The organism is Flagellimonas oceanensis (assembly GCF_003992595.1).
GTDB classification, from domain to species: domain Bacteria; phylum Bacteroidota; class Bacteroidia; order Flavobacteriales; family Flavobacteriaceae; genus Flagellimonas; species Flagellimonas oceanensis.
On record NZ_RZNA01000045.1, the window covers coordinates 105,522 to 127,160 of the forward strand.

The 21,639-nt window shown below is 43.9% G+C and carries 13 protein-coding genes; 3 read left to right on the top strand and 10 right to left on the bottom strand.

The window, feature by feature from the left end; translation table 11 throughout:
* The first annotated feature begins 12 nt into the window (after window positions 1-12).
* The 3 genes from EO132_RS12920 to EO132_RS12930 are packed head-to-tail and all read left to right on the top strand — an operon-like array spanning window position 13 to window position 4,817.
* The gene (locus EO132_RS12920) at window positions 13-3,306 is read left to right on the top strand and encodes an efflux RND transporter permease subunit (protein ID WP_127138260.1); all 3,294 of its coding nucleotides are present in this window, start codon (window positions 13-15) and stop codon (window positions 3,304-3,306) included.
* Entirely contained in the window at window positions 3,306-4,631 is a 1,326-nt protein-coding gene (locus tag EO132_RS12925; RefSeq protein WP_127138261.1) for a TolC family protein, read from the top strand. Before EO132_RS12920 ends, EO132_RS12925 begins: the two co-directional genes overlap by 1 nt.
* A 3-nt stretch (window positions 4,632-4,634) precedes the next feature.
* A complete protein-coding gene (locus EO132_RS12930) occupies window positions 4,635-4,817 on the top strand; it encodes a CPXCG motif-containing cysteine-rich protein (protein ID WP_127138262.1) in 183 nt (60 codons plus the stop codon).
* A 120-nt stretch (window positions 4,818-4,937) separates the two neighbouring features.
* On the opposite strand, the gene EO132_RS12935 is transcribed toward EO132_RS12930, so the two are convergent.
* From EO132_RS12935 to EO132_RS12980, 10 genes are all read right to left on the bottom strand, one after another.
* Window positions 4,938-6,047, bottom strand: a complete 1,110-nt coding sequence (locus EO132_RS12935; RefSeq protein WP_235856458.1) for a glycoside hydrolase family 16 protein — start codon at window positions 6,045-6,047, stop codon at window positions 4,938-4,940.
* Between the two features lie 139 nt (window positions 6,048-6,186).
* Window positions 6,187-8,367 (bottom strand): hypothetical protein, encoded by a 2,181-nt coding sequence (locus EO132_RS12940; RefSeq protein ID WP_127138264.1) that lies wholly within the window; start codon window positions 8,365-8,367, stop codon window positions 6,187-6,189.
* Window positions 8,368-8,404: 37 nt separating this feature from the next.
* The gene (locus EO132_RS12945) at window positions 8,405-10,021 is read right to left on the bottom strand and encodes a RagB/SusD family nutrient uptake outer membrane protein (protein ID WP_127138265.1); all 1,617 of its coding nucleotides are present in this window, start codon (window positions 10,019-10,021) and stop codon (window positions 8,405-8,407) included.
* Between the two features lie 10 nt (window positions 10,022-10,031).
* On the bottom strand, window positions 10,032-13,007 hold the full coding sequence (locus tag EO132_RS12950) for a SusC/RagA family TonB-linked outer membrane protein (RefSeq protein WP_127138266.1): 2,976 nt from the start codon (window positions 13,005-13,007) through the stop codon (window positions 10,032-10,034).
* Between the two features lie 275 nt (window positions 13,008-13,282).
* Window positions 13,283-15,928 (bottom strand): helix-turn-helix and ligand-binding sensor domain-containing protein, encoded by a 2,646-nt coding sequence (locus EO132_RS12955; RefSeq protein WP_235856459.1) that lies wholly within the window; start codon window positions 15,926-15,928, stop codon window positions 13,283-13,285.
* A 284-nt stretch (window positions 15,929-16,212) separates the two neighbouring features.
* Entirely contained in the window at window positions 16,213-17,070 is an 858-nt protein-coding gene (locus EO132_RS12960; RefSeq protein WP_127138268.1) for an HAEPLYID family protein, read from the bottom strand.
* Window positions 17,071-17,150: 80 nt separating this feature from the next.
* Window positions 17,151-17,537, bottom strand: coding sequence for a hypothetical protein (locus tag EO132_RS12965; RefSeq protein WP_127138269.1), 387 nt, complete (start codon window positions 17,535-17,537; stop codon window positions 17,151-17,153).
* A 9-nt stretch (window positions 17,538-17,546) separates the two neighbouring features.
* Window positions 17,547-18,761 (bottom strand): MFS transporter, encoded by a 1,215-nt coding sequence (locus EO132_RS12970; protein WP_235856460.1) that lies wholly within the window; start codon window positions 18,759-18,761, stop codon window positions 17,547-17,549.
* A 326-nt stretch (window positions 18,762-19,087) separates the two neighbouring features.
* On the bottom strand, window positions 19,088-19,888 hold the full coding sequence (locus EO132_RS12975) for a hypothetical protein (RefSeq protein WP_127138271.1): 801 nt from the start codon (window positions 19,886-19,888) through the stop codon (window positions 19,088-19,090).
* 23 nt (window positions 19,889-19,911) lie between these two features.
* Window positions 19,912-21,627, bottom strand: a complete 1,716-nt coding sequence (locus EO132_RS12980; protein WP_127138272.1) for a SusD/RagB family nutrient-binding outer membrane lipoprotein — start codon at window positions 21,625-21,627, stop codon at window positions 19,912-19,914.
* Between the last annotated feature and the right edge of the window lie 12 nt (window positions 21,628-21,639).

The window sequence follows — 21,639 nt, forward strand, 5'->3', positions numbered from 1 at the left end:
AAACCCGCAGCCATGAGAAAAATAATCTCGTATTTCATTAAATACCACATGGCAGTGAATGTCTTTATTTTGGCATTTTTTGTTTTTGGGATTGTGGGAATATTGTCACTTAAATCATCTTTCTTCCCACTTAATGAAGCGCGGAACATTACCATAACCATTGCCTATCCGGGAGCATCCCCCCAAGAAGTCGAGGAAGGTATCGTACTTAAAATCGAGGATAACCTCAAAGGTCTTGAAGGTGTGGAACGTGTTACTTCCACATCCCGTGAGAACAGCGGTACCATCAATGTGGAGATTGAGAAGGAAAGGAATGTCGACTTTATGCTGTTGGAGGTAAAAAATGCCGTGGACAGGGTGCCCACCTTTCCAACGGGAATGGAACCGCTTATTGTTGCCAAGCAAGAACCGGTAAGACCCACCATTAGTTTTGCCGTAAGTGGAAAGGATATTCCTTTGGCCACTTTGAAGCAGATTGGCCGACAGATAGAAAATGACTTGAGAGCCATTGACGGAATCTCCCAGATTCAAATTGCGGGATATCCTGATGAGGAGATTGAAATCGCGGTGGACGAAAACAGCCTTTTGGCCTATAACATATCCTTTGCGGATGTGGCCCAAGCTGTTTCCAATGCCAATATCTTGGTAACGGGAGGTAACATCAAAACCGTTACCGAAGAATACCTGATTCGAGCAAATAACCGTTCGTACTACGGAGATGAACTCTCCAATATTGTGGTCCGGGGTGATGCCGCAGGACGAACCATTAGGTTGAAGGATGTGGCCACCATTAGGGACAGGTTCTCTGAAACCCCCAATGCTTCCTATTTCAATGGGGAATTGGCGGTAAACATAACCATTACCAGTACCAATACAGAAGACTTGATGGGCTCTGCCGAAAATGTGAGGCAGTACATGAAGGAATTCAACGAAAAATACACCAATGTACAGTTGGACGTCATCGATGACCGATCCACGACCTTGACCCAACGTACCCAGCTTTTGACCGAAAACGCCATTGTGGGTATGATCTTGGTTTTGGTCTTTTTATCACTGTTCTTGAACACCCGTTTGGCATTTTGGGTGGCCTTCGGACTTCCCATTGCATTCTTGGGGATGTTTGTGTTTGCCCCTATGTTCAACGTAACCATTAACGTACTTTCCCTATTTGGGATGATTATCGTCATCGGTATTCTGGTGGACGATGGAATCGTTATCGCAGAAAATATCTATCAGCATTATGAAGATGGAAAACCCCCCGTTAAGGCTGCCTTGGATGGGACCATGGAAGTGATACCACCGATTATATCGGCCATTATCACCACTATTTTGGCTTTTTCCATTTTCCTGTTCCTGGATAGCCGTATCGGGGAATTCTTCGGAGAGGTTTCCGTCATTGTAATTTTGACCCTTGTAGTGTCCTTGGTAGAGGCATTGATCATTCTGCCAGCCCACTTGGCACACTCCAAAGCGCTACATCCGCAGAGTGATAAACCCAAGACGGGCATAGCCAAAGTTTTTGCCGAACTACGTGTCATCAATAAAATGGGCGATAGGCTAATGAATTATATGCGTGACAATTGGTACAGTCCTGCACTTAAATTCATGATGAACTATAAGATGCTCACCTTCGCCTTGTTCTTTATGGCCTTGGCACTCACGCTGGGGTCTATTGGAGGTGGAATCATTCGAACCTCTTTTTTCCCAAGGATTGCCAGTGACCAGATATCCATAGAACTGACCATGCCCAATGGTACCAATGAAATAGTCACGGACTCCATCATCAGCTTGATTCAGGATAAGGCGCATATCGTCAACGAAGAACTTACCGATCAGTATTTGCAAGGCATGGACGAGATGCTATTTGTGAATATGATCAAAAACCTAGGTCCAGGGTCTTCCACGGCCACTTTGGAAATCAATTTGCTGCCGGGAGAAGAACGCCCGGATGGTATTCGTGCCGATATGGTCACCACCCGACTACGAGAACTTGTGGGACCGGTAATTGGTGTGGAAAGCCTGATTTATGGTTCAGGGGGGAATTTCGGGGGTAACCCGGTTTCCGTATCCCTTCTAGGAAACAATATTGCTGAGCTTAAGGCGGCCAAAGAAGAGCTGAAACAAGCCATGGAGAGCAATGCCAACTTAAAGGATGTAACGGACAATGACCCAGCAGGGATCAAGGAAATCCGTTTGGAACTGAAGGAGAATGCTTATTTGCTCGGTTTGGACCTAAGAACGGTCATGAACCAAGTTCGAGGCGGGTTCTTTGGGGCACAAGCACAGCGTTTTCAACGCGGACAAGATGAGATACGCGTTTGGGTTCGCTACGATAGAGAGAATAGGTCGTCCATTTCCGATTTGGATGAAATGCGGATTCTGGCCCCCAGCGGCGATAGAATTCCGTTGAAGGAAATAGCAACATATTCCATTGAAAGAGGGGATGTGGCCATCAATCACTTGGAGGGTAGAAGGGAAATACAAGTATCTTCGGATTTAACGGACCCCGAAACCACAAGTGGGACCGATGCCATGCTTTGGATACGCAATGAAGTAATGCCGGATATCTTGGCAAAGTACCCATCCATAAGCCCATCATACGAAGGGCAGAACAGAGAGGCCAATAAATTGATTGGATCTTTAGGCTTTGTAGGTCCCATCGTCCTGTTCCTCATATTTATAACCATAGCATTCACGTTTAGGAGTATCAGTCAACCGTTGTTGTTGATCTTCATGGTACCCTTTAGCTTAACGGCCGTGGCTTGGGGGCACTGGTTGCACGGATTCCCCATCAACATCCTTTCCATGTTGGGAATTATTGCATTGATAGGGATTATGGTAAACGATGGACTTGTATTGATCGGTAAGTTCAACATTAACCTGCGAAGCGGTATGACTTTCGATGATGCGCTATACGAAGCAGGGCGTTCCCGTTTTAGGGCGATATTCCTGACCTCCGTTACCACCATTGCAGGTTTGGCACCATTGCTTTTGGAAAAGAGCCGTCAGGCACAGTTCCTTAAACCTATGGCGATTTCCATTGCCTACGGAATTGCCTTTGCCACTGTTTTGACCTTGTTGATGCTTCCCTTGCTTCTTTCCTTTGGAAATACTGTGAAAGTGGCCGCAAAAAGATTGTGGACTGGGGAAAAAGTTACACCGGAAGAGGTAGAGAGGGCCATCCGTGAGCAACATGAAGAGGAGGAAATGCAGGCAGACAGTATTGGACATCTGAATGGTACCCAAAGCCAAAATGGATCACAAGACTCAGAAGAAACCTCAAAAGTTGTAGAAGAGACCAGATAATGAAAAGCATTTTTTATACCCTATTCCTGATTTTATTGTTTTTTGCTCCCTTGGCCCATGCCCAAGATCAAGTCCTTTCCAAAGAGGAGGCCATTGAAATGGTGTTGGAAGGTAATTTGGATATTCAGGTGGCCCGCAATACCAAGGTAATCGATGATAACAATGCGGATATCCTTAACTCCGGATATTTACCTTCGGTAACAGGAAACGCCAGTGGAAGTATAGATAAACAGAACTCCGAAGGTGTTTTGGCTAATGGGGATACCCGTACCGCGGAAGGCGCGGAAACCAGAAGGTACAGTGCCTCTGTGAATGTAAATTATACCCTGTTTGATGGTTTGGGGAGGTATTACAACTACAAAAACTTCAAAGAAAGGTCACAACAATCCGAGCTAGAGGTCAGGCAGACTATTGAGAATACGATTTTACAACTGTTCACCGTCTATTACGAAGCGGCTCGACTTACCGAGAATACGGCAACTTTGGAACAAGCTTTGGAGATCTCCAAAGACAGGTTCAAACGGGCACAGTATCAATTCGAGTTTGGACAAAATACCGGTTTGGATGTCTTGAATGCGGAAGTCGATATCAATACGGACAGTATTAATTTATTGAACTCCAGACAGGAACTCAGAAATACCATGCGGGACCTGAACCTGATTCTTAACCGCGATTTATCAGCACAGTTTGCCACTGATACCACTGTTACATTTGTTCCTGGGCTCCAAATGGAGAATATGTACAATGAGGCCCAATTGAACAATGTAAGGCTTCAGATTGTGGAAAAGGACATTAATATGGGGCTCAATGATATCAGAGTGGCCAAAAGCGGTTATTTGCCCACAATTGGCTTAACAGGAACTTATGGATGGAACGAGTCCAACAATAACAGTCCGTTGGCCTTTGCTTTGCAAAACACCTCGACTGGGGTCACGGGAACCGTTAATCTTACATGGAACCTATTCGATGGAGGAACGACCATAACGGGAATCAAGAACGCCAAAATCGCCTATAAAAATCAGGAGATAGCCAAAAAGCAGATACAATTGGAGGTGGAAAGGGATATCCGCAATGCTTGGGACAGCTATACCAATGCGTTATACGTGCTGGAAGTACAGGAGAAAAACCTGCAGACCAACCAAAACAACTTCAAACGTACCGATGAGCGGTATAAACTGGGACAGGTAACCTCCATAGAGTTTCGTCAAGCCCAATTGAACCTGCTGAACGCCGAATTGGCCAAAAGTCAGGCGAAATACAATGCAAAATTGGCCGAACTCCAAATGCTTCAGGTCAGCGGTCAGCTGCTCAATGTGGAATTTTAAGCCATGTACGAGCATTTTTTCCAATGTCCATACTGTTGGGAGGAAATTTCCTTTTTACTGGATAGTTCAGTGCGGGAACAAACCTATGTGGAAGATTGCGAAGTGTGCTGTAACCCTATCGAGGCCACGGCCCAATTCAACAATCAAGAACTTGTGTTTTTCGAGATAAGGGAATTGGGGCAATAAAAAAGCCGAAGACAAAATAGCTCCGGCTTAGGTTGGTTGGAATAAGTTGATGGAACTTTTTCCATGATCTTGAAATAGATTGTGATCAGTAGTCTAACTCTTTTGCACTGGAATTGTACTTTACTGATATATTCTTACGTAATCAATTTCAAAGATATCCTCTGTAAAATTCGCTGGTACATCACCGCCCAAATTCCCACCTATGGCTATGTTAAGGATGAGGTAATGTTCGTGGTTGAACGGTTTGTTGCTGGCATTTTGAAATTCATGGACCAAGGTGTCGTCCACATAGGTCTTAATGCTCTCGCTGTCCCATTCCATGGAGTAAATATGGTATTCGGAAGAAGCGTTTGCAACAGCTGTTTCTCCTCCCTCATCATTGTAGACCTCAGTATTTAAGTCTCCCCAATGAAAATGGGAAATGGTACTGTTTTTGTCCCAGCCCGTTTGTTCCATGATATCGATTTCGCCGGATAGAGGCCATCCAACGCTGCCATATTGGTCTCCAAAGTAGTTGCCCGTTTCGTTGACATTGGCGCCCAAGGTCCAAATGGCCGGCCAAGTGCCCGCTGTACTCGGAAGCTTGGCCCTGACCTCCACACGGCCATAGGTAAAGGCAAACTTTGCATTCAATCTGGCGGAAGTGTACTCTTTCGTACTTCCGTTGTATGAATATTGTTCTTTGATGGCCTTGATTTTCAAGGTTCCATCGCTTACATAGGAGTTGTCTTCCCTATCGGTATAGTGTTGTAATTCATCATTGTGCCAGCTCCCGTTGTTGGGTGGAATCACTTGGTGATGCCATTTTTGATCGTCTGGTGTTCCAGTGTTGTCAAATTCATCGAAAAAGACCAAGGTAGCGAAGGCTTCATCCGACCTGTACACATCCACACTGTAACTTTCATTGATGAAATCCCCCGATTCAGAATAGGCCCATACGGTAATATTGTAGGTGTTTGTGCCATTTTGAAGAAATGTATGCTCAATGGTTCCTGTTTCACTGTCTATTTGGTCTCCAGTCCCAAAACGGAAGGCGTACCTGACAGCATTATTGGCCGAAGCATTTATCTGGATCGTTCCAGAACCATCACCATTGGGATTGTTGTTGTTTGAGCCGATTACCGAGATGTCCACATTCAAATTTGTGGGCACATCGACGGAACCGGAATCCCCAGAACTACATGAAATTGCAAGAACCAAGGATAAAAGGGATATGTTGAAAATGCTCATTTTTATTATTTGATGAATACTCATTTTATTTTTCATAGAAAATCTGACTTGGATTTAGGCTCCTTTCCGATTGTGGAAAGGAGCTTATCCGTTTGCATAACTAACTAACTTAAATCAATTTACGATTTGTTTTTATTCCTTATTTGTGGAAATACACATTGTCCACGAACACGGTCATTGAGCCAGCTGGTTGCCCTGCGTAAATGAGTTGTGCAATGTTGGCCGTGGTGGTCAATCCAGTAAAATCCGAAAGCGGAATGTCCAAGGAAATCCAAGTACCCTGTTCTGGGTTTGCAATGGTTATCTCGTGTTCCACATCATCACCTCCATCATAGGCTCCATCGGCACCAAAATCCACTAGTTTTATTCTTATTTCGGTAGCATCGGCGGTCCATACATCAGTATGGAAATGGGTCATTTCCGTAGCGTCAATTGGGTTGGCCACTGTCTCAATGCCCACAAAATTCAAATCACTGTATTTCTTTACGTCGTTTCCCTCAACCAAAATATCCTCCAGTGTGGCAACAGACCAATCAGTCCTCCAGGTATCCACCGAAACATCAGTGTAGGCATTGCTGAAAAGAGATATCACATCGGCCTCAGCAACCGTTGGTGTGGCAGCGGCCGTTGTTGGCTCGGTTGGTGGAGGTGCGTAGAAGTAGATGTTGTCCAGATAAATGGTTCCGTTTCCATCAAACTTCAATTGAATCACATCTGTTAAATCCACTACATCGGAGAATTCGGTCAAGGGAATATCCACACTTACCCATTCACCATTGGTTATTTCGAAAGCGTATGGAGTTTCCGCCGGGCCTGTACTTATTAGAGACAGATTGAGCGCTGAGGAATCAGGTGTCCAATAATCTACATGAACCATGGTCATGCCCGATACATCCAAAGGATTGGCAAATTGGGTGCCTTGATAGTTCAGGTTTTCGTATTTCAAGGTGTTGTTGCCAGCGATATCTTCTTGTGTCACCACAGTGGCCTGACCCCAATTTGGATTGAAATCAGTGTCAGTAACGTTGGTATAAGCCTCACTGAACACGGATATTACATTCGCCTCGGGCACGGTTGGTGCAGGAGCTCCCGATGTTGGGGTATCTGAAATTCCCGCCTCATTGTAGAAGAATACGTTATCCACATAAACTGTATTTGCTCCGGTAGGGGCGCCCACGAATATCAACTGGGCTATATGTCCCCTTGTGGTCAGTCCTGTGAAATCGGATAACGGAATATCCAAGGTTACCCATTCTTGTTGGGCCGGTGCCTCGAATACCAATTCATGCTCTACGTCATCGCCGCCATCAAATGCACCATCAGCTCCAAAATCAACCAATTTAATTCTGAATTCTGTAGCATCAGCTGTCCAAATATCTGTTCGGAAATGGGTCATGTCCGTAGCGTCAATCGGACTGGAAACGGCTTCTGCCCCCACAAAATTAAGTTCGCTGTATTTTTTAACGGCATTACCATCGATTTCAATGTCTTCCAATGTAGCGGCCGACCAGTCGGTTCTCCACGTGTCCACGTTTTCGTTGGTGTACGTATCGCTGAACAAGGAAATCACTTCTGCCGGATCGATCGTTGGGTCTGAAGCGGGAACAGTAGGTTCTCCAGTTTCGCCAGGCTCTTCCACTTCGCCTCCTTCACTCATCACAATGTCATCAAAGTAATGGACGCTTTCGGCAGCTTTTTCGCCGTTAAAATCAAAGAACAATACCATTCTATCGAATTTGTCGGTATCGCTTGGAGAGAAAACAAAGGATAACTCTTCCCATTCATTGGCCACTGTTGTGGTGGCCTGAACTTCTTTGGCAATGGAATCATCTGTACTGTCCTCAAATTTCAACAGTACAATTTGGTCTGCCGCCGGGGCATACACTTTTATTTTAATGGTCTGCATTTCGGTAAAGTCCACCTTGCTGGCCAAATCAAAAAAGAGACCGGCCCAAGGCTCAACACTTGGTGTTTGTGTGTATTCCACAACAGTCTCCGAGGTATTGATACCTGAAGGGTCTGGGTTTTCCACGTACTCCAGTGCAAATGACCCATCAATTTCCCCGAAAAACTCAACTTCGGGTCCACCACATTCAAAGTCTATACCTTCCGATAATTCGGGTACTATGGTCGTAAACGTACATCCCTCACCTGGTTCGGGCTCTGGTTCCGGTTCTGGCGGAACATAAGCAGAGGGTGGGGGTAGGTCGTCTTCCATTTCGCAGGAAACGATTGTGCCTAAAATACCTATGACCATCAACAGGAACAAGATCGGGAACCTTGTGCTGTTGAGGTTTTTGTTGTTGTTATGCTTTTTCATCTTTCAATGTTATACGTTAATTCTAGTTTGTGCCGACTTAGTTATACCCGTCGTTTTGTGGGTAATTGGGTCCTAAAAGGTCCATTTGTTGTTGTGGAATGGGCCAGTTTTGCATGTACTCCCTAAGAATATCCTTCGGATTCCCTTCTGGATACGATTCGTTCATGTTATCATTGTTCATATGGTCCAAAAGGTAATCGTACAACAATCCGGTACGTTTTAGGGTAAACCAGCGCTGTCCTTCAAAAGCCAGTTCGCGAGCTCTTTCTTCCAATATGGTTTCCAGGTCTATACTGTTTACCGAAGCGGTGTTTGCCCTTGTTCTTACGGCATTGAGATATTCCAATGCTTTGGCGGAATTGTTCAGCATCAAATGTGCTTCGGCACCTATCAAATAGGTCTCGGCCAGACGGTAGATCATTATGTTCTTAAAATGATTTCTATCGGTTGGTTCTACCGTATCGTCAAAAAACTTGATGATACCAGGGTTTTGCCTTCTGTAATAGAGCATAAACTCATTCTGGTCGGTTTCGCTGTTTTCGTATAGATCCAATGGGTCGCCCAATTCACTTCCTGATGGTACTGCGGTCTCATCATTGTAGAGATATTCGAAAATATAGTAAGTGCCATTTTTTCTGTCGTCGTTCGGGTCCTCGTTAAGGAGATCGATGGTGTATTGGTTCAAGGAAATGAATCCGGCACCTGCACCGCCATTTTCCACGGACTGAATCAAACCTGGGGCATCTGCATAGGATGATACCATGTTCCAGTTCATGATGTGAGGACTTCCACCACCAATGGTCTGTCTTTCAAAATTGATGGCAAACAGTGTTTCGGAATGATTCAATTCCCCTGCAAACACTTCCGCTGTGGTCTCGGTCAAACTATGGCTGCCACTTGTGATGATGGCATCAGCTTGGGCAGCAGCTTCGGTCCAGTCGTTTTCCCACATGGCCACTTTGGCTCTCAGATGTCTGGCTGCCCCCTGTGCCCAACGTCCAAATTGAGGGGTCGTGTAATCCAAATTGGCTATTGCAAAGTCCAAATCGGAACGGAGTAGGGAAAATATCTCTTCTACGGAAGATTTGTCCTGTGGTACATCGAACGCATTGTCAGGAGTGGTAGGTTCCGTTGTAATGAAGATATTGTTGAACATACGGTAAAGCGTGAAGTACGCATTGGCCCTCATACATTTTGCTTCTGCAAGAATCTGGTTCCTTCTGCCTTCTTCAATGTCCTCCAAATTCTCGGCACCTTGGATAATGGCATTGGCTCTATCCACAATTCGGTAGTAGTGCACCCAATATGCGTTGATACCCGATGCTGTACCGTAGTCTCCCAAGCTTGCACCCCAAAGTAAACGGCTATAGAGGGAAACCTCTCCGGTTATTCCCACTCCAAGGTCACTTTTCGCTTGTGGAATCAATGGAATGGTACCGTTGAGGCTTAAATCTTGGTAAATGTTTCTGTTAAGGGTATAAAGCCCTACCACTGCATTTTCCAAACCTTCTGGGTTCGTATATAGGAAATCCACAGAGGTGTCGGACAACAATTCGTCTTCCAACAGGTCTTTTTCACACGATGTGAAAGTGGCAAGGACAAGAAGTATGGCCAATGCCTTTTTTGATGTTATGTATTGAAATATATTTTTCATGACAATTTTTTTAGAATCCTAATTTTACACCTAGGGTTATATTTCTGGTCTCTGGGAACGCTGATCCATTTTGATCGTTTGCCAATGGTGTTTGTTCCGGGCTGTATGACCTGAAATCGGTGAAAGTGAACAGATTGGTTCCTGTTAGATATACTTTGGCCCGTTGCAATCCCAATTTGGAAAAGGCATCTTTAGGAATGTTGTATCCCAGTGTGAGGGTTCTCAATCGTAAATAAGAGGCATCCCTGACCGCAAAAGGGAACAGGTGCAGATGCGTATCCGGCTTTGGTCTTGGGTATTCTGTCGATGGGTATTCCGGTGTATAGTATTTGGTCCTGATACCGTTTATCGCACCTTTCCAAAGTTCTCCGTTTGCAAGAACGGGGTTCAATTTTGTAGCACCCTGAACAATGTAGATATCGGCGAACAGATCAAAGTTCTTATAGGTTATGGTATTGGTAATGGAACCGTACCAATCGGGGTCTGTGTTGGTAAAAACATTATCCCTGTCATCAATTTGTCCATTACCGTCCTGATCTATAACACGTACATCGCCTGGTTGTGCCAATGGATTACCAGATCCTGCAATATCATCACCCACTTGATAGATGCCATCGTACTTGGGTAACCAGATGTTGTTGATGGATTGTCCTATGGACAACCTTCTGCCGGAGGTATCGGTGATATCAATCGGGTTTCCATTATCGTCGGTTTCCCCGGTAAGGGAAATTACCTTGTTCCTGTTTCTGGAGAAAACGAGTCCCAAAGACCAGCTAAAATTCTCTTTACGAATAATGTTCGAGGTCAAGGATGCTTCGATACCTTGGTTTTGTAATTCGCCTGAGTTGAAACGAATCACATTGAAACCAGTGGTTCCGGCTATTGACCTGTCCAACAAAAGGTCGGTTGTATTTGCCTTATAGTATTCAAACGTACCTTGGAAAAAATTGTTGAGCAATCTAAAGTCCACACCGGCATTAAGAGTCGTTGTAGTCTCCCATTTAAGATTCGGGTTGGGCAAACGGGAAGATGCTGTGGCACCTGCGACCGTTTCATCGCCAAACACATAGGGTAAATTATCGGCGACCCCTAAAGATTCCAATGGGTTGATTCCCTGATTACCTGTGGCACCGTAGCTTACCCTGAATTTCATCTCGTTGATGACGTCTATATCTTGCATGAATGGTTCCAAGTGCATTTTCCATGCTAAGGATACCGCTGGGAAGAAGCCCCATTTGTTGTTTTCAGCAAATACCGAGGCACCATCGGCACGTGCGGTCGCTTCCAAAAGGTATCTGTTCAAATAACTATATCTAACCCTTCCCAAGAATGACAACAGTCTACGTTGGGAAACATTTCTGACATTGTTAAGTAACTCTGTGGCATCGCCATTGAAGCGCAGTGCGTCATTGGTAAACCCTGATTTATCCAGTTGGGTATACTCGGTACGGCGCTCATCAAATGCCTGCACGGCTGTGAAATCAAGACTGTGGTTGTCGTTGATTTGTGGTGTATAGTTCAAGATGTTTTCTACCAAAACCTGTTTGAACAATGTATTGGAAAGCACCCCTATACCATCAATTCCCTCGTCCCCCGCAGAGTGTAGGGAAGATCTGTAGACTCCTTGATTGGTGTTACGGTTCCTTAAAAAGGTTTTAAGGGTGTAACTTAGGTTGGGAGCGATGTCGTAAATAAGGCTCAAGTTAACATCCGTAAGGTTGATTTTGGTCTCATCAACAGATTCCCTTTGGTCCCATAACGGGTTAACCGCAGTGTTGGATGGGCCCAAGTAAAATTTCTGGAGCTCCCCATCTGCAGTATAAGGTTGTGCAAGCGGGGTAATTGTGGTAAAGTTGATCCCTCCCGTTTCCCGGTCTTGTTTGGCATTTTGATAGTTGATGATTCCACGGAATGTCAATTTATCCGTAATTTCTTGATCTATGTTTAGTTTGAAAGTACCTCTGTCAAAACCTGAGTTTGGAATAATCCCTTCTTGTGAAAAGTAGTTCACACTGGAGAAAACCTTGGTTTTTTCGCTACCCGCAGAGAAGCTTAGGGCATGGCTCTGGATAATTGCATCCTGAAGCACCAAATCTTCCCAATCCACAAAATTTTGGTTGTCTATCGCCTCTAGCTCAAATGGGGAAAAGATGTTCTCATCATTCAAGTAGTCACCTGTAAACCTATTTCTGTTGGCTTCCCTTCTTAAGTCGATAAACTGCTGCCCAGTATATTGATTGAAATTTTTTGTCAGTGTTTGTACCGTGGTGTAGCCATGGTAATTTATGGTGGCTTTGCCAACTTTACCTCGTTTGGTGGTTACCAAGATAACACCGTTGGATGCCCGTGAACCATAAATGGCCGTAGAGGAGGCATCTTTGAGTATTTCGATGTTGGCGATATCGTCTGGCGCCACATCGTTCAAGTTGTCAAAAGGCAATCCGTCCACAATGATCAACGGGGAGTTTCCGCCTGGAGCAACGGACACGTTACCCCTGATTACGATGTTGGAGTTACCACCGGGGCGTGCATCGCCCAAGTTTACTTGGACCCCAGCAGCTCTACCCCGTAACATTTCCGATACGTTTGTTGTGGGTACGTTGGTAGCTTCTTCTACCTCCACACTGGCAACGGAACCGATTACGTTACTTTTCTTTTGGGTACCGTAACCTACGACCACTACTTCGTCGAGGGCTTGGGTGTCCTCTTGTAGAACAATATCGATTTCTTCTTGGGTTCCTACGGGAACTTCCTGAGTTACGAATCCGATATAACTAAAGACCAAAGTGTCTTCATTGGAAACATCGTCGATGGTAAACACACCATCAAAATCTGTGACCACGCCATTGGTGGTTCCTTTTACAAGAACGTTAACACCGGGCATGGGGCCCATATTATCGGACACGGTACCTGTAACGGTCTTTGTTTGTGAATACCCAAATACGGTACATAAAAGTACCATTAAGGTTAAAAATCCATATTTCATTGTTGAGTTAATTTTTATTTGGGATAAATGTAACGGGCTTAACGTCTTCTTAACAAAGGATTTACCTCTATAAAAAACCTACATCATCAATTTAAAAGTGTTAAAATTGATTTTTTGGCATTTAAACCCTTTAAAATATGAGGATTTGCCAATTTTCATTGATTTGTCCGGAAACCTGAAAATGGCGGTGAGATATGGTTTTTACCCTTAATGTAGAGCTATTGTAGTGGTAATTTTAAGATTTGTAGGGTGATGATATGTGAAAGTAGAGTTCTCTAAAAGTTCAAAATATAATCGATAAGGTTATCGTGATGCGGAAGGTCGAACTTTTTGCGAAGTCTATACCGCTTCATTTCCACACTTTTTACCGATATGTTTAACAACGGCGCAATCTCTTTGGAGGAAAGGTTCAATCTTAAATAGGCACATAATCTTAGGTCGTTGTTGGTCAGACTATCGTGTTTGGCCTTGATCCTTTTTAGAAAATCCTTGTCGGCATTATTGAAGGCATCTTCAAAGAATTTCCAATCATCTTCGCTGTTGATGTTCCTGTCTATTTCCTTGATGACTGATTTGATGTTTTTATCTTTGGAAGGAACCTCCTTAAGTTGGGATTTAAGAGCGGACAGGAACTTGTTTTTTTTGACCAAGCTCATGGTTGAAATCGCCAACTCACGGTTTTTGCTGTCTATTTCGTTCTGAAGTTTTTCTGTCTGTATTTGGGCTATGCGTTCCTTTTCTTGCAGCTCTCTTCGTTCTAGCTCTTTTTGATTTTTTCTAATGAGGGATTCTTGTTTTTTCTGGTAAGCTCTATTGTAAAATCGGTGTACAACGATAAATATCAAACCTAAAGTCAAAATATAGACTAAGACAGCCAAATTGGATACATACCAAGGTCGCAATACGACAAAACTGTACGAATCAGTATTCTCACTGATACTGTTTCCTATCTTGGCCCTTATTGTGAAGGTGTATTCTCCAAAGGAGAGATTCTTAAAAGTGGCCTCGGTATTTTCGGACCATTCGCTCCAATCATCGTATAGGCCATCAATTTTGTATTGGTACTGTACCTCGGAGTATTTATCAAATTCGGGTACGCTGAACTCAACACGAATATTGTTGTTGACATATTCAAATTCCCCTTTTTCATCCATCGAAGCCCTAGAGGGCAGTTCTTGATAATCTCCAAAATAGACCGAGTTGATATGGACTTCTTGGCTGGAAGGGGATACTTTAGTAAGATTCAAAGAAACATAGCCATTGGAACTTCCCATTACATATTTGTAATCCGATATTTTGGAAATATTCTCGAAGCCCGAAACGCCCAAATTAGACCGGATATCTTTGGGTATGGATATTTTAGTGGTACTGAGTTTGTTGCTCAAGGTACTTTGGGTAACGTATTGTATGCCATCATTGGTAAAAAACCATAGTCGTTTTTCAGAATTTTCAGGGATAATGATGCTTGTTTGGCCTTCATTGCCATTAAATACCATTTGTGTCAAGGTACTGTCCAACTGAATATCATGTATCCCATTTATCTCGTAAATACCCATGTTGGTCTTATAGTAAAGCTCATCCTGAAAACTGAAAATGTTGGAACTGTGCCCCAGACGCTCCTTATGGGTCAGTTTGTTCACTTTCCTAAGGTTGGAATCCAATTCGATAAAGTACAGTCCTTTTTTCTCGTGGTCTACCACAACTTCCAGGGAATCCATTTCAAAAAACCGACTGGAGATGTTGAATCCACCGATGGTATTTCTAAATCTCCACTGGCCCTGCGCTTTTTCCAGAATGCTCAATCCATTGTAATTTCCCTGAAGAAGCAGGTTCTCACGATTTTCAATGGATTTGACTCCCCAGGTGCCAGGGTAATTTGAAATTAGATCAGCCTTGTTTTCCTCAACAACGAATGTTCCGTTGTTGTGTCCACAAAAAATAGTGCCATCCATTAGTTGAAGGTTCCAAACCTGACCCTCGGTTCCCTCGACCAGTTGAAACGAGTCCTGCGAATTGATTTCTCTGTAGAATAGCCCCTGGTTAGTACCCAAATACAGGTAGTCCTCATGGCTCAAGGCGGCATATACCAAACCAAGATTTCCCAGCTTGTCCACATATTCGTTAAAAGGGGAGTATAGGTTCACAATACTGAGTCCGTTGTCGAGCCCCAGCCACAAATTGTTTTCTGAATCTTCAAATAATGATAGAACCGTATTGTTGTTGAGCCCTTTTTCTTGATCGATATTCTGAATAATCGTTTGTCCGTCCGGAGAAAGGTGGTAAAAGCCGTTTGATATACTTCCCAGTACAAAAGAACCATCCGTCAGTTGTATACTGCTGTATAGCTTCAGATTGATGGAATCCATAACCGTATTCCACGGGGTAATGGTTTCTGATTCATATCTGTAAAATTGGGAGCCTTCGGTAATTACCAGAAGATCGGTGTCGATTCCATAAATACCAATAATGGGATGTTCACTAAAGAGAGGGTCACTGCTGATTAATCTTGGCTCGCCGTTTTGTATGGTAAACAACCCCTTTCTCGCGATTTGAAAATAGACATTGCCATTGACAAGGCTTAGATTTGCTTTATCGGAATTGGCTTCAATTACTTTGAATGTTTCTTCCGAATTATCGTAAATATAAATACGATCCAAACTTTGGAACAGTACCCATTGGTCCAAGACTAGGATATCCCAGAATTCCTCGTCTTCGGCCATAGGAATTTCCATCTTTTGGGACAATGAGGTATAGGTCAATTCCCCAGTCGGATTCTTTGTCCAAAAACCGAATTCGCGGTAGGAACCTGTGTAAATTTTATCGCCAACAGCTTTTACAGAACGGATTATTGGGGATGTAGGCAGTTTATATTGATGCCACTTGGCTCCATCAAACTCCATGAGGCTAGTGTGGTTGGCCACATATATTTTTTTTGAAGCCGATTGTGTTATGCCCCAATTTTGAAACTCCCCATTATATTCTTTTGGGGTGTAATTCCTGATGGGAGGGAGTTCTTGGCCCACTAAATTGCAGCAAAACAACAAAAGGAAATATAAAAAGTAGGGCCTCAAACCGAATGGATTTAATTATGTATCGAAACTTATAAAGATAAAGTTAAGTACTATAATTAAAACGATCTTTCTTATAATGCTCAAAGTAAGACAAGGGGGTTATCGCAAGCCCCCTTGTTTCTTACTGTAGTTCCTTACTTGTGCTTGGGTTCCCAAATAAGTCTCAAGAACGAACTGAACCTCTCGTTTTCCCTGCTTACGGGAATACCGGCTATAATGCCTATCATTACGTTATCTGCAACCCCCAATCGCATCTGAGGTCGCATGGTCATATCAAAGTCACTGTTTTGCCACGTTTTATTAAACTCCACCCCAATAAAGTTACGTGTGCCGGGAATCATATAATGGAGACTGGTGTTCACATCGTACGAAATATGGACTTCCCCGCTTGCGTATTCGTGTCCAATCATGGGTCCTGTGTACACCAAGGAGTGGATGTTGTTGCCCCATCTTTTGGCAACTACCAAAAACGGGTTGTACACATTTCCTGAAATTAAGGGTTTTCCAAAATTTCTAAAATCCGATAGTTCAAATTCATTGATATAGCCGATTGCCATGGAAGTGGCCATGCGTTCATTTACAAAAAATGACCATTGTGTCGCAATCTTGATACTGTTCAATCCGTTGGACGGCATTTCAGCCCCATTACCACCGTTCAATGGGGAGTAAAAAGTAAAGGGCAACTCCACTTCCAGCCCTAATCTATCAATGGGAGCCCATTCGTACTCGATAAGGGCTTCATAGGAGTCATAGGTCAGTTCGTCCGTCAGACCAAGGCCCAGGTTCCATTCCTTTTCGCCCTTTCTTGCGCCGAGATCACGAATCAAGTCTATGTACAAGGGCTCGGCATGCAATACTTTGGCAGGCTGTTTTTTTTCTTCAACCTGAACAATGTATAGGCTGTCTTTTTGTGTGCTGCTAATTTGGGCAATAGTTATTGAGGATGATGCCAATAGCACTATCGGCATCATGTTTTTTATGATGTTTTTCATGTATTTTGATTTGCTTTGTGTTAATATTGAACGACCCGACCTTGCTTCAATACAGGCATGGGTTTATAGGTAAGAGCAAATCAGGCTTCGGGAGGGGGTGTTTCCAGTTTGGTACATCTTTGTGGCAATGATGCCATATGTTGGTGAAACTTCTTCTTTTTCTGAAGAAGCCATATGTTGTTGGAGTCGGTCATCTCATTTTTATGAAATGTCAACTTGATTTTAAAACTGGAGCCGCTATTGTGGTCCTCTTTGTCAGGGTCATCATATTCTTCAAAAACATCACCATAGCCCAAGACCTTCTCCACCAAGATCTCAATCATACTTTCCTGATCGTTGATAGTTAAATCTTCGGGGACAAAGTCGGGATATTGATCAGGGGAATCCACACTGATGTTCAGTAGGTAAAGGCTCATCAGGGCCCAGAATACTCTAAGTGAAACACTATTTCGTAAAAGTCCCATCATGCTATAAAACTAAGACTCTTTTTTTCTTTTCTGTTTCTCCATATAAAGAATGGCCATTCCAATAATGGCCCCGATACAGGCCAAAACACCCCCAACGACACTGGCATAATTGAATCCCAACCCAAAAACCATAGGCAGGCCGCCAAAATAAGCTCCTGAAGCATTCCCCATATTGAAGGCACTTTGGTTCATGGAAGAACCCAACTTTTCCGATCCTTTGGCAGCTTTTATAATGGCTATCTGAATTGGTGCTGAAATCGTAAAAGTAATAACACCTATGATAAAGCTAAGTACATAAATGGCAATGCCATTGCTTGCAAAAATGGAGTTCAAAAGAAGTATGGTTGTCATGCCAAGCATACTTATGACCACGGATTTCACAGGATTGAATATCTCTACCATTCTGGCCCCCAAAAAATTACCGAAGAACATGCCGACGCCTGCAACAATCATTATATAGCCAACATTTTCCTCAGGGAGTTGGGTCACGTTGATGGCCAGGGGTGCAATATAGCTGTACCATGCAAAAAAACCTCCCGTACCTACGGTGGTCAAAACAATCAAAGCCCATAGTTTTTTGTTTTTTATACCAGCTGTGGGACTTGTTGATCGCGAGTTGTCGGCCTCTTCCAATTCCTTTTTGGGCATCCAAAAATATAGGCTGCACAGTGTGGCGATTCCTGCTATGCCCACTAACATGAAGGAATAGCTCCAATGTAGTTCCTGACCAATGTAAGTGCCCAATGGAACCCCTATAATATTGGCCACGGTTAGACCGGAAAACATGATGGCCATAGCTTGGGCGGCTTTTTCTGGCTTGGCCAAATAACCGGATACTACAGCCCCAATACCAAAAAATGCGCCATGGGGCATTCCCGATAGAAAACGGAACAGCATCATTACCCAGTAATTAGGGGAAAACGCGGATAGGGTATTAAAAACGGTAAACCATAGCATAAGGAACAACAGTGTCCTCTTAGGGTTCAAGTTGTTGGCAATGCGAGCCATTGTTGGGGCTCCTATGACCACACCAAGCGCGTAAATGGCGATAAAATGCCCAGCTTTAGGGATGGATATATCCAAGGAACCGGCAATATTGGGAAGAATTCCCATGATGACGAACTCGGTAAGGCCTATGCCAAAACCACCTATGGCGAGAGATAAAAGTGCTTTTTTATTGGGGTAATTTGAAGTATTGCTCAAGTTGATTTCCTTAAGATGCAAAGGTAAGGTCTATTGCAATAACGAAATGCAAGTATATTTACTTTATTCTATTTGGAATTATCAATGGAGCAATAAAAACAGCCTTGAGGATTGGACTAATTCAAATACATTCAAAAAATGAAACAAATACTTTTGAAAAGATATTTTGGGTTCAAGGCTGTTATGGGAATTGCTTTTTACATACACTAAAAGTACATGGATGGGATGTTTTTTTCGGAAATCCTCAACTACCAGTACCCTTCCCGATGCAGTAGAACTGATTTTAGTAAAAAGCAAAAGACCCGCTCCAATGGAAACGGGCCCTTCTGTTGAACAGTAGATAAAAATCAATTGATACAGGGAAGCGGATTCGGCCCGAATGGACCCAATACCTCGCCGTCCGGAGTCTCAATAGTATAAACATGTTCTTCTTCGTAGGACCCACTGGTATATGAGATTACCAGAGAACCTGTTCCTTCTGGCACATCCACATTGAACGTAGCTGCATCCCCGGCAGTAAAGGTGTAGTCTGTGGGCACACCATCAATTTCGAAGGTAACAAAGGCCCCGTCCCAACCATCACCGTAGAGATCCTGCATGTCTATAACCCAAGTTCCGGGCACGGTAGTTCCCGAGATAGGTGAACACTTGACCAGAATAATAAAATTAAAGGCCTGTAATTGCTCGGGTTGTCCTGTTATGGTGGCACTATAGTTTTCAACAGTGGTCACTGTACCATCAACTCCAGTGGATTGTCCCAAGAATCTGATAAAGTCTCCTCCAGAGATATCATCCACAGTTATGCCCAAGGCACCTGCTATATCGGTATAAGGAATGGAAATGTCACTTGGAAATTCTGTTATGGTTGTTAATGGTACGGTATCGGTGGAAACCCCACCAGATTCCAAGGTTACACCTAGTTCCCAGGATGCGACATTGTCGCTAGCATCATCCACGGTTCCTATGAGACTGGAAGTGGCTAAATCGCCCTTGGCCACAATCATCTCCTCCAACAGGATCCTCACATAAGGAGCGGCTGAATCCTCCAATTCGAACACATTGAGCGGGTTTTTGTCATTGTCCTCACAGGCGGCAATAGCCAATGTAAGCAGGACAATGCCCAATATATATTTTAAGTTACTTTTCATCTGTATTTGTTTTTATGGTTTAATCAATCAACGAATCCGTCAGGGTTGGTATCCCAGAACACCGGGGTGCTCGGAGCACTTTTTTGTGTTATGTTCGTATTGCTGTCCGCTGCAGTCTGCGAATACCACATTGACCTTAGGAACGGTCCTGGATCATTGGTGGTAAACGCAGGGGTGAGGTTATCGGGTTGACCTGTTCTACGGTAGGTATTGTACGCTTCGATTCCGTTGCACCACAAGGCTATGAAGTATTGCTCCACGATTATGCGAAGTTTGTCGGTATTGTCTCCCGTATCATAACTGGTCAAGATTTCCGCCACATGATTGTCGATAGCCGTTGAGGTTGCTTCATATCCGGTGCCACTTGCCAGGGGCGCCCCAAAATCAACTACGGTGTTTATTGATTGTCTGATTCCCGTTTCGAGATAGTCCCGGGCATTTCCGGTGGTATTCAAGGTCAATGCTGCTTCGGCCAACATAAAATAGGTGTAGGATGACATCAAAATAGGGGAGATGCCCGCACCTACGTATCCTTCATTGATAGCTCCAGAACCTGATACATTCCTAAAGGAATTATCGTCAAAAGGACCTCCTACGGGATAAGTACCGTGTAATGTCCTAAATGCATCATCTGGGGGAATACCGTCATCATCCAAATGGTTTCTTCCCCAATATCCGCTCAAACCGTTGGTTGCGGGAACCAGGCAATAGGGTTCGGATGAATCCCACCAAGCGGGCAAGGATATTTCGGTAACGCATTCCTTGGTAACCACATCAGCTCCTGAAAAATCTTCCTGTTGCCTATAGAAATAGTACCGAATTCTTGGGTCAGGCTCACTATACTGATTGGCCATCAAGTTCATGTAATAGTTACAGGTGTAAAAATCTGAACTAGGCCCAGCACCGTCGTAGTTGGCATCAAAATAAGGATGTCTACTATCCGGGGAGGCGTTGTTGGTGCCCCACTGAAAGAAGAAATCATCCGAAGCATCCAAAATCAACTGGTTTCCGTTGATCAACTCGTTGATGCGAGAAGTGGATACCGATGCCCCAAAACCCTCTGCGCTGGCCAAACGTGTTTGTAGGTAAAGCTTCAAACGCATGGTGTTGGCCACTTTTCTCCATTGGCCTTCATTGCCATCGTAAAAAAGATCATTGGATGGCAGTACGGTTTCATCCTTGTTCAAATTGGCTATGGCATCGACCAAAAGCTGATCTGCCGCTTGATAAATGGAGGCTCCCGAATCCACAGAGGGATTGAGTATTCCCTCCCCTCCCAAGGCCGCTTCGGAATAAGGGACATCTCCGAAGAAATCCACCATGGACATCATAATATAGGCTTCCAAAATCTGACCTATGGCAATATGAGTGAATTGACCCGCTTCTTCCGCCAGAGGGTTCATGGTTCTGATATCGATCAATGCCCTGGCATAAACATTGTCCCAGACCCTGTCAAAGTCGGAAGGATCATAACTTTCACGATAGGTTGGGCCGAAACCGTGCTGGATTCTTACGGGTTCCATTCCAAATTGGCTAAGGCCATTTTCGGCACGACCTTCTTCGCCGGAATGGATTTGCGCTGTCATCAACTGTATTTGATTCAGAAAGAAATCAACACTCGCCTGCGACGGGTTCAGTGCGTTGGGGCTTTCCACAACATCCAAGGATGTGGTCTCACAGCCCAACATAACTGTCAGTGCAGCGATTACAAGACTTAGTATATTTGATATTTTTTTCATAATATATTTTTT